At 74.4% G+C, this 12,854-nt stretch carries 10 protein-coding genes and 1 pseudogene; 2 read left to right on the top strand and 9 right to left on the bottom strand.

Annotated features, from left to right (window positions below; translation table 11 throughout):
- Positions 1 to 66 precede the first annotated feature (66 nt).
- The 7 genes from pdxA to HDA32_RS10550 form a co-directional block, all read right to left on the bottom strand.
- On the bottom strand, positions 67 to 1,101 hold the full coding sequence (pdxA, locus tag HDA32_RS10580) for a 4-hydroxythreonine-4-phosphate dehydrogenase PdxA (protein WP_179643024.1): 1,035 nt from the start codon (positions 1,099 to 1,101) through the stop codon (positions 67 to 69).
- A gap of 4 nt (positions 1,102 to 1,105) precedes the next feature.
- On the bottom strand, positions 1,106 to 2,284 hold the full coding sequence (locus tag HDA32_RS10575) for a four-carbon acid sugar kinase family protein (protein WP_312863128.1): 1,179 nt from the start codon (positions 2,282 to 2,284) through the stop codon (positions 1,106 to 1,108).
- Positions 2,281 to 3,288, bottom strand: a complete 1,008-nt coding sequence (locus HDA32_RS10570; protein WP_179643023.1) for a 2-keto-3-deoxygluconate permease — start codon at positions 3,286 to 3,288, stop codon at positions 2,281 to 2,283. The genes HDA32_RS10575 and HDA32_RS10570 overlap by 4 nt, the downstream gene beginning before the upstream one ends.
- A gap of 724 nt (positions 3,289 to 4,012) precedes the next feature.
- Positions 4,013 to 5,971 (bottom strand): aconitate hydratase, encoded by a 1,959-nt coding sequence (locus tag HDA32_RS10565; RefSeq protein WP_179643022.1) that lies wholly within the window; start codon positions 5,969 to 5,971, stop codon positions 4,013 to 4,015.
- A gap of 142 nt (positions 5,972 to 6,113) precedes the next feature.
- Entirely contained in the window at positions 6,114 to 7,052 is a 939-nt protein-coding gene (locus HDA32_RS10560) for a universal stress protein (RefSeq protein WP_179643021.1), read from the bottom strand.
- 125 nt (positions 7,053 to 7,177) lie between these two features.
- On the bottom strand, positions 7,178 to 8,503 hold the full coding sequence (locus tag HDA32_RS10555; RefSeq protein ID WP_312863127.1) for an MFS transporter: 1,326 nt from the start codon (positions 8,501 to 8,503) through the stop codon (positions 7,178 to 7,180).
- Between the two features lie 264 nt (positions 8,504 to 8,767).
- On the bottom strand, positions 8,768 to 8,968 hold the full coding sequence (locus HDA32_RS10550) for a hypothetical protein (RefSeq protein WP_179643019.1): 201 nt from the start codon (positions 8,966 to 8,968) through the stop codon (positions 8,768 to 8,770).
- A gap of 274 nt (positions 8,969 to 9,242) precedes the next feature.
- Here HDA32_RS10550 and HDA32_RS10545 point away from each other — a divergent pair, with 274 nt between their 5' ends.
- Positions 9,243 to 10,331, top strand: coding sequence for a serine/threonine-protein kinase (locus HDA32_RS10545; RefSeq protein ID WP_179646605.1), 1,089 nt, complete (start codon positions 9,243 to 9,245; stop codon positions 10,329 to 10,331).
- Positions 10,332 to 10,508: 177 nt separating this feature from the next.
- Here the strand turns inward: HDA32_RS10545 and HDA32_RS32040 are convergent.
- Positions 10,509 to 10,979, bottom strand: a pseudogene (locus HDA32_RS32040) (hypothetical protein); the annotation flags it as partial.
- Between the two features lie 354 nt (positions 10,980 to 11,333).
- Between HDA32_RS32040 and HDA32_RS10535 the strand changes: the two are divergent.
- Complete coding sequence (locus HDA32_RS10535; RefSeq protein ID WP_179643018.1) at positions 11,334 to 12,119, top strand: class I SAM-dependent methyltransferase; 786 nt, start codon at positions 11,334 to 11,336, stop codon at positions 12,117 to 12,119.
- A 105-nt stretch (positions 12,120 to 12,224) separates the two neighbouring features.
- On the opposite strand, the gene HDA32_RS10530 is transcribed toward HDA32_RS10535, so the two are convergent.
- Positions 12,225 to 12,656, bottom strand: coding sequence for a hypothetical protein (locus tag HDA32_RS10530; RefSeq protein ID WP_179643017.1), 432 nt, complete (start codon positions 12,654 to 12,656; stop codon positions 12,225 to 12,227).
- Positions 12,657 to 12,854 lie beyond the last annotated feature (198 nt).

Here is a 12,854-nt window from a genome sequence, read left to right as displayed (position 1 = left end):
CGGGTCAGGACGGCGCGGCCGCGCCGCCGCCCGGATCGGGGCGGGCGCGGCCGCCGCGGGCCGCGGTCACGCCGCGGAGCGGGGCTCGCCGGCCCGCCGGACGTGGCCCCATCCCGGCGCCAGTTCGGCGGCCCTGCGGATCGACAGCACCAGGCTGGCCTCGCGGGCGATCCCCTTGCCCGCGATGTCGAAGGCCGTGCCGTGGTCCACCGAGACCCGGACCACCGGCAGGCCCACGGTGATGTTGACGCCGTCGTCGCCGTAGACGGCCTTGAACGGGGCGTGTCCCTGGTCGTGGTAGCAGATCGTGATCAACTTCCAGTCGCCGCGCACGGCCGCGGGGATGAGGGCGTCCGCGGGCAGCGGGCCGACCGCGTTGAGCCCCTCCTCGTTGAGCCTGCGCACCACCGGCTCCAGGATGTCGGCGTCCTCGTCGCCGAACAGCCGGTTCTCCCCGGCGTGCGGGTTCAGCCCGGCCACGCCGATGCGCTCGTCGGGGGTGCCCAGCGCCGCGGCGAACGACCCCACCAGCCGCAGCACCGACTCGACCCGCTCGGGGGTCAGCAGCCGGATCGCGTCGGCGAGCGAGACGTGCGTGGTGATGTGGAAGAAGTAGAGGTCCCCCGCGGAGAGCACCAGGCTGAAGTCCTCGACGCCGAACTCGTGCGCGAGCAGTTCGGTGTGCCCGGGCCACTTGTGCCCGCCCATGTGCATGGCGGCCTTGTTCAGCGGGGCGGTGACGATGCCGTCGACCAGTCCCCTCCTGGCCAGGTCGCAGGCGCGCATCACGAAGCGCGCCGAGGCGTCGCCGGCCTTCGCGCTCAGCTCGCCGTGGGGCACGTCGGCCAGTGACGGGCCGGTCTGCACGACCTCGATCAGCCCCGGCTCGTTGACGGCGTCGGCCGGCGACTCCACGGTGCGGACCGCCGCGGGGTCGCCCCCGACCGCGGCCACGGCCCCGCGCAGCGCGTCGGCGTCCCCGATGACCACCGGGCGGCTGATCTCGCGCAGCTCGGAGTGGCCGAGCAGGGACTTGGCGGTGATCTCCGGCCCGATGCCGGCGACGTCGCCCAGCGTGACGGCGAGCGTGGGAACGGTCATGGTGCTACCTCCTCTGGCGGACCGCTGTCGCGGCCCTGATGAGTACGTCGGTGTCGCCGAACCCGCCGGCCTTGGTGACCAGGAACCGGCCGTGCAGCGGCCCGCCGACCAGGGTGCCGATGGGGATTCCCGGGGCGACCTCCCCGGCCAGCGCGATGCCGGTGGCGGCCAGCGCGTCTGCGACGGCGCGCGCGCCGTCGCCGCCGGTCACGACGAGACCGGCGATGCGGTGCGCGCCCGCCAGGTCGGCCGCGAGCGCGCCGAACCGCCGGGCGACCAGCTCCGGGGCGAGCCGGGCGTCCCGGTCCTCCGGCGCGAGCAGGACGAGCAGCTCTTCGGCCGCGGCCAGCCGCTCATGGGCCGCGGCCGACCACCGCGCCCACGCGTCGGCGTCGAGCAGGGTCGCGGGGTCGGGACGCAGCAGCGCGTCGGGGCGGCGCAGGGCGAGCGCTTCGGCCTGCGCGCGGGTGGCATGGTGCAGCGAGGTCACGACGACGAGGGCCGGGGCGGGGTCCTGCTGCGCGGCCCAGGCGCCGGCCATGGGCCCCGCGAGTCCGGCCGAGCCCACCGGGACCGCGCCGCGGCCCGCGCGGGCGACGGCCTCGGCGAGCCGCCGCAGGTCCTCGTCGGTCTCGGCGTCGGCCACCACGACCGGGCCGGCCGCGGTGATCTCCTTGGCGCCGGCCGCGGGGTCGTCCCCGGTGAGCCGCACGTGGGCGGCGTCGAGGAGGGTGGGCAGGTGGCTCTCGCGGACGGGGGCGACCGGGTCGCGGCCGATGCCGGTCCGCGCCACCGGCACCCCGTCGACCAGCAGAACGCCGTCGCGCACGGTCCGCCCGGCCGGCGGGAACGCCGGGCAGACCACCGCGGTCGCGCCGGGCGCCCACGCCGACAGGGCCGCGTCGATCTCGGCCCGGATCGGGCCGCGGAGCGTGGAGTCCACCTTCTTGTACAGGTGGCGGGCTCCGGCGGCACGCAGCGCGGCGGTCTGCTCGGCGACCACCCGGGCCGCCTCCTCGGCGGGCAGCGCCCGGGAGTCGGTGCTCACGGCCAGCACGTCGGCGCTGACGTCGGCGCCGCCGGCGAGCCGCAGCTCGGTCGACCAGCCGGCCCGCAGGAACTGGACCGCGGTGTCGCCGGCACCGGTGAGGTCGTCGGCGATCAGGGCGATGGCGGGGCTCACGGGGCCACCTCCTCTTCCGGCTCCTCGGATCGGACGGTGGCCGCGGTTCCGCTGCGCTTGAGCAGCCAGGACACCATGAGGGGCGCCAGGAGCGCGCTGACCAGCACGCACGCCGCGACCTGGGAGGTCGCCGCCCCGGCGTAGGCCTGGAAGGAGGGGTCGGCCGCCGCGACGACGGCGGGGGTGGCGACCGCGTTGCCCGAGGTGGTGCCCGCGGCGAAGCCGATGGGGCTCTCCGCGCCCCGGCGCAGCAGCAGCCGGTAGCCCAGGTAGACCAGGCTGCCGGTGATCGGGGTGATCAGCACGCCGAGGACGACGCCGGTCAGTCCGCCGGAGGCCACGTCGGCGAGGTCGATCCCGGTGCCCAGCGCGAAGGCGAAGAAGGGGATCACGATGCTGGGGACGGGCTTGAGGGTTTCGCGCCACTGGGCGTCCACGTTGCCGACGATGACGCCGAGGATGAAGGGGACGATGGCGGCGAGCAGCGCCAGGAACGGGATCTGGCCGAGCCCGGAGGCGCCGATGAACAGCAGGGTGAAGAACGGGCCGTCGTTGACGGCTCCGGCGATGTAGGCGCCGCGGTCGCGCTCGCGGCCGTACTGCCCGGTGATCGCCAGCCACAGGCCGCCGTTGGCGTTGGTGGCCGCGGCCAGCAGGGCGAGGATGGAGACGCCGAGGAGCCCTTCGGGGCCGACGACCATTCCGAGCGCGATGATCAGCAGTCCGGGGATGACGCTCTTGCCGAGCAGCACCACGCCGGTGGTCGCCAGAACCGGACCCCCGGTGCGCATGGTCACCTGGGTGCCGGTGGCGAAGATCAGCAGGGCGATCAGCGGCATCGCGCTGTCCTTGAACAGCGCCGTGGTGAAGCTGCCGATCTCCAGCGCGCCGGGCGCGAAGGTGCCGACGAGCGATCCCAGGACCAGGGGCACCAGCATCAGGCCGCCGGGCAGCCGGTTCATCACTTTGAACATCGGGATCGCGGATCCTCCGGGATCGGACACGCCCACTCCTCTCCGGGCGACGAGCCCTGCTCGTCCTCGTCGCGCGCCACACTGGGAAACCGTACGGTACGTACTGCCTGTACGTACAATAAACGAACAAGTCGTATCGTACGTCACACGGCGCCGTTGGCACGACCGGATCCGCCCTGATCCACGCTGATCCGCGGGATATCCGTCGAGGGCCGCCCCGCACGGCCCGCCGGACGGCCGTTCCGGCCGGGGACGCCGCGCCGCAGGAGCGCCCTCCGGCGCGGCGGAATATCGGCCCTCGCCATGTGGTTGTGCGGGGTGCGGGTCGATGCGGTAGCAAGTGTCCCCCGGGCCTCACCCATCGCCTTCGCGGAATACCGCGGACCGGCACCCGCGCCCGGCGCGGGAGGGCCGGACGGTCTCGGAGCCGCGTTGCGCCACGCGCCGAGAGGCGACCGCCGCATCGCACCCGGCACACGTGAACGGGCCCGGCGAGCGTTGCTCGCCGGGCCCGTCCGCTGTACCGGAAGCCGAGTCCGGCGTGGCCCGCATCACGGAAGGCGGTTCGGTCACTCCATGAAGCGGGCTTGATCCGGACAGAGTCCGGCATGGGTTCGTCCGTGCCACCGCCTGAACAGCGGAAGCAGCCCTGACCCGCTCCCCCGGGTCACACGTGTGCCGCGGTCACGTACTCGGCCAGGACCGCGTCTCCGCGAATGCCACTCCTCCTGCCCGCCCCCACCGGCGGTAGCGGTCAGGTCAGCTCCCTGGCCAGCAGGGGGATCTGGCCGCCGGCCAGCACGGCCTCGACCTGGGGCGGCGAGAGCCGGTGGCGCAGCCGGTACTCCTCCCCCTTCGTGTCGTTGCGCACGGTCAGCTCGGCGCCGGAGGGCAGGGTTTCGGCCAGGTCGCGCAGGACGAGAACGTCGCCGGCATCGATGCGATCGTAGTCGGCCGGGTCGGCGAACTCCAGCGCCAGGACGCCGAAGTTGGCGAGGTTCTGCCAGTGGATCCTGGCGAAGGACTTGGCGATCACCGCGTGCAGACCGAGGTAGCGGGGGGTGATCGCCGCGTGCTCGCGGGAGGAGCCCTGCCCGTAGTTGTCCCCGCCGATCACGAAGTGCCCCGACTCCCGGGCGGTCTCGCGCGCCCGCTCCGGGTAGTCCTCGTCGATCTGGGTGAAGGTGAACTCGGCGAGCTTGGGGACGTTGGAGCGGAACGGCAGCGCGCGGGCCCCGGCCGGTGAGATCTCGTCGGTGGAGACGTCGTCGCCGACCTTGAGCAGGACCGGCGCCTCGATCCGGTCGGGCAGCGGCGGGAAGTCCGGCAGCGCGGAGATGTTGGGGCCCTTGACGAGCTCCTCGCTCTCGGCCTCCTCGCGCGGTAGCGGCGGAACCAGCATCGCGGTGTTGACGCTGGCGCGCTCGGGCAGCTCCAGCCTCGGATAGGCCATCCCGAGCTTCTCGGCCAGGTCGCGGGGGTCGGTGATGACGCCGGTGAGCGCGGAGGCGGCCGCGGTCTCCGGCGAGCACAGCCACACCGAGTCCTCCTTGGTCCCGGAGCGGCCGGGGAAGTTGCGCGGGAAGGTGCGCAGCGAGTTGCGGCCGACCGCCGGCGCCTGCCCCACCCCGATGCAGCCGAGGCAGCCGGCCTGGTGGATCCGCGCTCCGGCGTTGATGAGGTCGAAGGTCGCGCCCATCCGGGTCAGGTCGGAGAAGATCTGGCGCGACGACGGATTGACGTCGAAGCTGACCGCGCTGTCGGTCTGGCGGCCCTTCACCATGGCCGCCGCGATGGCGTAGTCCCGCAGCCCGGGGTTGGCCGACGAGCCGATGACCACCTGGCTCACGTCCGTCCCCGCGACCTCGCGCACCGGCACGACGTCGCCCGGCGACGACGGCCGCGCGATCAGCGGCTGCACCGATGACAGGTCGATCTCGTCGGTGACGTCGTAGTCGGCGTCGGGGTCGGCGAGCAGCTCCACGAAGTCGTCCTCGCGGTCCTCGGCGCGCAGGAAGTCGCGCACCGCGCCGTCGGCGGGGAACACCGTGGTCGTGGCGCCCAGTTCGGCGCCCATGTTCGCGATGACGTGGCGGTCCATCGCGGTGAGCGTGGCGACTCCCGGACCGTGGTACTCGACGATCCGGTTCAGCCCGCCCTTGACGCCGTGCCGCCGCAGCATCTCCAGGATCACGTCCTTGGCCGAGGTCCACGCGGGCAGCTCACCGGTGAGCCTGACGCCCCAGATCTCGGGCATCCGGACCCGCAGCGGACGGCCGGCGATGGCCATGGCCACCTCCAGGCCGCCGACGCCGATCGCCAGCATGCCCAGCGACCCCGCGGCGCAGGTGTGGGAGTCGGAGCCGGCCATCGTCTTGCCGGGGACGCCGAAGCGCTGCATGTGGGTCGGGTGGGAAACGCCGTTGCCCGGCTTGGAGAACCACAGCCCGTAGCGACGCGCCGCCGAGTGCAGGAACGCGTGGTCCTCGGCGTTCTTCTCGTCGGCCTGGAGCAGGTTGTGGTCCACGTACTGCGCGCTGAGCTCGGTCCTCGCCCGGTCCAGGCCCAGCGCCTCCAACTCCTGCATCACCAGGGTCCCGGTGGCGTCCTGGGTCAGGGTCTGGTCGATGCCGATCCCGATCACCTCTCCGGGCACCATCTCGCCTTCGACCAGGTGCGACTCGATCAGCTTGTGTGCGACGCCGCGTCCCATCTCGCTCCTTCTCCCCTTTCCCGCCTTTCTCTCGAAGCTGACCGGGGACGCGGGCGGCAAACCGAAATCGGCGCCGAATATGGCCGCGGGGCGAGGAGCGCGGCCCCGCGGGCGGCGCGGGTCCTGCCGGGGTGCCGCCCCGTCAGGACGGCGGGGGCTCGCTCCCGGAGCGCACCACCATCACCGGGACCGCCGAGTGGTGCAGCACCGCTCGGCTCACCGAGCCCAGCAGCAGGCCGAGGAAGCCGCCGTGGCCGCGGGATCCGACGACCAGCAGGGCGGCCCCTTCGCTCTGCTCCAGCAGCGCCTGGGCGGCGTGGCCCTCCATCACCGCGACCCGCACGTCGACGCCCCCGCTGCCCGGGGGACGTTCCCGGGCGACGAAGTCGTGGACGTAGCCTTCGACCCGCTCCGCGTTGGTCCGGCGGTCCCGGTCCGACTCCGCGTCCGCGTCCGGCGCCAGCGGACCGGGCGGCTCGGGTGCCCGCAGGACGTGCACGGCGACGAGGTCGGCTCCGATGCGCGCCGCCTCCCGCAGCGCGCACCGCAGCGCCGCCGCCGAGGCCGGGGAGCCGTCCACCCCCACCACGACGTCGCGCCGGTCCCCGCGCGCGCCCCCCTTCTTCTCGGGCGGGATCACCACGACGGGGCACGCCGCGTGGGCTGCGACGCGCAGGCTCACCGACCCGAAGAAGGTCGACCCCAGACCGCCCAGCCCTCGAGAGCCCACGACGGCGAGCTCGGCGTGCTCCGCCGCGGCGAGCAGGGCCGGAGCCGGCTCGCGCGCCGAGACCTGCGTCTGGACCGGCAGCCTCGGGTGGGCCCGGCCGACCCGCTCGGCGGCCGCGGCCAGGAACGCGCCGCCCCTCTCGGCCACTTCCGGGGTGGGGGCCATGCGGATGGCCTTGCCGAAGGGCTCCCTGACCAGAGGCATGCTCAAGGCGTAGACGATCCGCAGCGCCGCTCCCCTGCCCGCGGCGGCCGCCGCGGCCCACTCCAGGGCGGCCCAGGCCGGTCCCGATCCGTCCACCCCGGCGACGATCTCGCGGGGTCCGCGCGGTTCGGCGTTCTCCGGTGTCATCCTCGGCTCCCTCCGTCCGACGCCGCTGCCTCCTTAGAGGTACCCCGCCCGGGGTCCTGTTGTCGCAGACGGACGCGTCCCGTCGGCGTCGCGTCCGGAAGCGGACACGCGGGCGCCCGCCCGGCCTACCGCTCGGAAGCGCCGGCGACCGGGGCGGCGGGCCTGCTCCTGCGGCGGATGGCCAGGGACATCGCTGCGGCCACCGCGCACAGGGCGCCCGCTCCGTACCAGGCGAGGTCGTAGCCGCCGGAGTGGTCGCGGACGAGCCCGGCCAGGAGCGCCACCGCGCCGGCGCCGACCTGGTGTGCGGCCAGCACCCAGCCGAAGACGATGGGGCCGTCCTCGCCGAAGTGCTCGCGGCACAGCGCGATGGTCGGCGGCACGGTCGCCACCCAGTCCAGGCCGTAGAAGACGATGAAGAACAGCATCGGCGGCTGCACCTGGTCGGCGAACAGGAACGGCAGCAGCATCAGCGAGAGCCCGCGCAGCGCGTAGTAGACGCCGAGCAGCGCGCGCGAGTCGAAGCGGTCGGTCAGCCAGCCGGAGGCGACCGTACCGATCAGGTCGAAGACGCCGATCACGGCGAGCAGGGACGCCGCGGCCGTGATCGGCATGCCGTGGTCGTGGGCCGCCGGGACGAAGTGCGTGCCGACGAGGCCGTTGGTCGAGGCGCCGCAGATCGCGAACGTCCCGGCCAGCAGCCAGAAGGGGCGGGTGCGCGCGGCGGCGAACAGCACCCTCAGCGTGCGCAGCGCGGCCCCGGTCTGCGCGGGGACCGGGGCGGCCGGGCCCTCGGCGCCGTAGGCCGTGGTGCCGACGTCCTCCGGCCGGTCGCGCAGCAGCCACGCCACCAGCGGCACGACGGCCAGCGCCGTGAACGCGACCGTCAGCGACGCCGTGCGCCAGCCGTGGTGGTCGATGAGCACGGCGAGCAGCGGCAGGAAGAGCAGCTGCCCTGTCGCCGTCCCGGCCGTGAGGACGCCGGTGACCAGGCCGCGCCGCTTGACGAACCACCGGCTGGTCACGGTCGCCACGAACGCCATGGCCATCGACCCGGTGCCCAGGCCGACCAGCACGCCCCAGCACAGCACGAGCTGCCAGCTCGTCTCCATGAGGACCGTCAGCCCGCTGCCCGCCGCGACCAGCAGCAGCGCGGCCGAGACGACCCGGCGCATGCCGAACCGGTCCATCAGGGCCGCCGCGAACGGCGACGTCAGCCCGTACAGGACGATGTTGACCGAGACCGCGGCCGAGATGGTGCCGTGCGACCAGCCGAACTCCTCGTGCAGCGGCTCGATCATCACGCTCGGGGCGGCCCGGAACGCCGCTGCGCCGACGAGCGCGACGAACGCCACGGCAGCGACCCACCAGGCGCGGTGGACGCGGGGGAAGCGGTTCGGCGGATTCGCGGGGGGACGCCGGTCCGCGGAATCGGAGAATGTCTGTGTCACCGGATCATTGTGCGCCGCGCACCACCCTCCGACGAGTGGCCGGAAGGCCATGCTCCGCAAGAATCAGGCCATGGAGGGTGCCGGTGGTCTCAGGCGATCGCAACGGGTGTGCGTCGCCGTTGGCTCGGTCGTGCTGCTGATGGGGGCGGAACACCCGGATCGCCAGGACCGCAGCGGTGAATGGAGGCCGTCCGGTGATCCGGGCGGTCCACCCCCGCCGGAGTCCCCCCGGCGACCGTGATCCCCGCTCGCCCTCGCCTGCTCCTACGCGCGGGTCGGGGGTTCGTCGATGTCCTCGTCGCCTTCGAGTTTGTTCTTGTCCTTCCACTGGTTGGGCGGGTCCGTCGGTGACGGCGCGTCCTCATCCGCGATGTCAGCGGCGCCCGTGGGGTTCTCCTCGACCTGCTCCTGCGGCCTGCGGTCGGCCAATGGGCGCCGGTCGGAGTCCTCATCGCCCTCGTGCATCGCCGTCCTCCCTCCGCTGGCTGCGGCTGCCGCTACCCGCGGCGCTCGCGGGGCAAACCGCTCCCCCGGGCGGTTTCCGCGCTCATCCCGCGGTTCGCCGGTACGCTGCTCGGCATCGGCGCGCTCCATCGCCCTGGCGATCGGCCTCTCACACTCGGGACGGTGACGTGGCAGCGAAGGAAGCACGGTCCCCCGGACCCCTCGCAGGCGCCGCGGCCGCGGCGCCGCTCCGGTGCGCGCACGCCGGGCCTCCGGCCGGTTCCGGGAGCGCGCGGTGATCGCGCGGGGCAGCCGGCGGCTGCAGCGGCTGCGTCCCGAGGACCCCGCGACGGTGGGGCCCTACCGGCTGGTCGGCCGGGTCGGTTCGGGCGGCATGGGCACCGTCTACGCCGGCAGCGCCGACGGCCTGAGCGGTTACCTGGCGATCAAGGTGATCCACGGCGCGCACGCGGCCGACCCGGAGTTCCGCAGGCGCTTCGCCCGCGAGGCCAGGCTGATGGCCCGCGTCGACAGCCCCTGCGTCCCCCGGTTCGTCCACGCCGACGTGGAGGCCACGCTGCCCTGGCTGGCCACCGAGTACGTACCGGGGCCGACGCTGCGCCACCACGTCGAGCGGTACGGGGCGCTGCGCGGCGGCATGCTGCTGGGCCTGGCCGTCGGCGCGGCCGAGGCGCTGCGCGCGGTCCACGCGGTGGGCATCGTCCACCGCGACCTCAAGCCCGGCAACGTCATCCTGGCCCCCGGCGCACCGAAGGTGCTCGACTTCGGCATCGCATACGCCCACGAGGACCCGACCCTGTGGCTGCGCCTGCGCCGGATGCGCCGCCGGGTCAGCGAACTGCGGATCCCCCACCCGCCGTCGCCGCCCTACCGGACCGGTGCGCCGATCGCGTCCGGCGCACCCGGCGGCGACCGGGTGGGCACGCCCGGCTGGATCAGCCCGGAGCAGTACCGGGGCGCGCACGCGACCAGGCGCTCCGACGTCTTCCTCTGGGGCGCGCTGGTGGCCTTCGCCGCCGCACGGCACGACCCGTTCGGCCACGGCCACCCCAAGGTGCTGGCCCGGCGCGTGCTGCACGAGGAGCCGGACCTCGCGGGGCTGCCGCCGGGACTGGAGGAGCTGGTGCTGGCCGCGATGGCCAAGAGCCCCGGCGACCGCCCCGAATCCGCCGAGCTGCTGCGCCGGGCCCTGGCGCTGGCACCGGGCGGCGGGCGGGGCCCGGACGGCGCACCGGCGGGGACCGACCGGCAGCGCGTCCGCGCCCTCCTCGACCGCGAATGGACCCGGGTCTCGGCCCGGCTGCCCAAGCCGCCCCGGCGCAGCCGCCTGCCGGTGCCGTTCGGCCCGCGCCGACCGGAGTGACCCCGCAGGGCCGCCGCTCAGCGGCCCCGTCCGGCCGGCGCCCCGCGACCGGTCCCGGCTCATCCCGCGAGCACCGCCTCGAGGTCGAGGCCGCCCGCGCCCATTACGACGCCGCGCACCCGCGGACGCGATGACGCGGCGTCCGCGGGTGCGCGGTGGCCACGCCGCGGCGAACCAGGTGCCGCCCGAGCCCTGGCCGTTGACGTCGCCGGGCACCACGTCGCCGGGCACCACGTCGCCGACGTAGCGGTACAGCGGCCACCCTCCGAGCGTGATCTGCCACGTGCCGTCGGGCCGTTCGATCCGGTCGACGAGTCCCTGGTCGATCCCCTCGGTCGAGACCTCCTCCTCGCCCACGGCCGGCGGCCACTGCTCGGCGCACTCGCCTTCGCAGACCGAGGCCGGGGGCCGGCGGAGTCCTGGCCGAACCGGTAGAGCGTGCAGCCCTCGCTGTCGGTCACCACGTCGCTGATCGGGGTCCAGTCCGACACGCTCAGCGCCACCTGTCCGCCGCCGTCCGGGGCCTCCTCGGATACGGCCGCGCCGGGGGCGGCCTCGCCGGCGCCCTCGTCCGCGGCCCCGCCGTACCCGTGCCGCACGCGGTCGCCATCTGGGGCCGGGCGGCGCGATGGCGCTGCACGGGATCATGGCGCTGGAAGGAGCCGATGAGTAAAGAAATCGGAAATCCCATGAATTCCCCGTTATCGGCGGCCCTTTTGTTGAACCTGAGGTTTAACCTCGGCCCCGGGATGGAGTGGGCGTGCGGGTGGGTCCCCTCCACCTCGACCCCCTGAGGCCGGGGACGGAGGGCACCATCGCCCAACCACCGCGGATCCCACCTTCGGCTGAGGTTCGCGACCCCCGGTGGTCGAGGTTGAAACTCACGTTAAAGGTTCAGCTTCACATTCCATCGACGACCTCGCACCACCACCCCCGATCGCCGCGGCGATCCCGCTTTAGTAGCGTTGCGGATCAAACGTCGTCATCGAGGGAGGCGGACAGGTGTCGTCCACGGATGCGGCCGCGCGGCGCGCGGCCGTCCTGCGGGAGTTCGGCCGTCAGGCGGGCACGTTCGAGGACCGGCGGCTGAACTCCGCGTTCACCGTGCACCTGGAGCGCCTCGTCGACTTCGCCCGACCCGGCGCCGCCGACGTGTGCCTGGACGCCGCGTGCGGAACCGGGCTGGTCGCCCGCGCGCTCGCCGCGCGCACCCGGCACGTGAACGCACTGGACAGCACCCCGGAGATGCTGGCGGTCGGCAAGGAGCGCGCCGACGCCGAGGGCATCGCCAACGTGGTCTTCGAGCGCGGCGACGCCGCGGCCCTGCCCCACCTGGACGACTCCTTCTCCCTGGTGGTGTCGCGCTTCTCGCTGCACCACGTGGTCTCCCCCGCCGGCGTCACGGCCGAACTGGTGCGGGTGTGCCGTCCCGGGGGCCGCGTCGTCGTGGCCGACATGGTGACCGACCCCGCGGCGCCGGGCGACGCCGACCGCATGGAGCGGCTGCGCGACCCCTCCCACGGGTCGATGCCGACGGCGGAGGGGATCGCCGAACTGCTGGAGGCGGCCGGCGCGGCCGTGCGGCGCACGGACGTCTTCGACGTCTCCCGCCCGCTGCGCCAATGGCTCGAACAGGCCCGCACCCCCGCCGACGCCGCCGCGCGGATCGAGCGGGAGCTCGGCGCCGAACTCGACGGCGGCCCCGCCACCGGCCTGCGCCCGCACCTGGTCGACGGCGCGCTCTTCTTCACCCAGACCTGGGCGCACGTGGCGGCCGAGCCGCGCTGAGGAGGAGTTCACCGGCTTCATGCGCGGCGGCCGCCGGTGACGCCGGTCCGGCTCCGCACCGCGCGGGGTCGGCGCGGCCCCGACCCGCCGCGCCGACCGGGGCCGTCACCCGTCGACGACGATGCGGTAGGTCTGCGAGCAGCCCAGGGACGGCGACTGCAGGAGGCTGACGTCGACCGTCGGCTGCTCGCCGGGCCGGTTCCCGACCGCCAGTTCGCAGACCGCTCCCCGCCCGGTGAGCGGGTACCAGAACCACGTGTCGCCCACGGCGGCGCGGTCGACCGTCTGCCACCGGCCGTCGGTGAAGCGGTGGGCGGTCAGCACGACGTCGGCCTCGTACTCCCCTGCCCTGACCGCCGTCAGCGTGACCTTCAGGTCCTGGCCCAGCGTGGTGGTCGCGATGTGCTGCCGCTCCTCGGCGGGCGCGTCGTCGGCCGCGGCGGCCGTGGACGCGACGGCGGTCAGCGTGGCCGCCGCGGCGGCTGCGGCGAGCGCGAGGCGCGCGGAACGCCGTCGGGTGGAAGAGCCGATCGGCATGGGATCCTCCCGGGATCGCGAAGGGACCTGGCCGGTGCCACGGTCGTTGAGCCCTCTACCCGGTAGGACGCCCCACCCCGCCGAGGGTTGACGCGCTGTCCCACAGCGGACACCGGGAGCTGCGCCGATGTCGAAGCGGGTTTCTCACGGAGTGGGGCGGCACCCTGAAAAACCGCCGCCGGAACGAGGTGCCCGGCC

This window comes from Spinactinospora alkalitolerans, from assembly GCF_013408795.1.
Lineage (GTDB): Bacteria > Actinomycetota > Actinomycetes > Streptosporangiales > Streptosporangiaceae > Spinactinospora > Spinactinospora alkalitolerans.
This window is presented reverse-complemented; position numbering and strand designations above follow the sequence as displayed.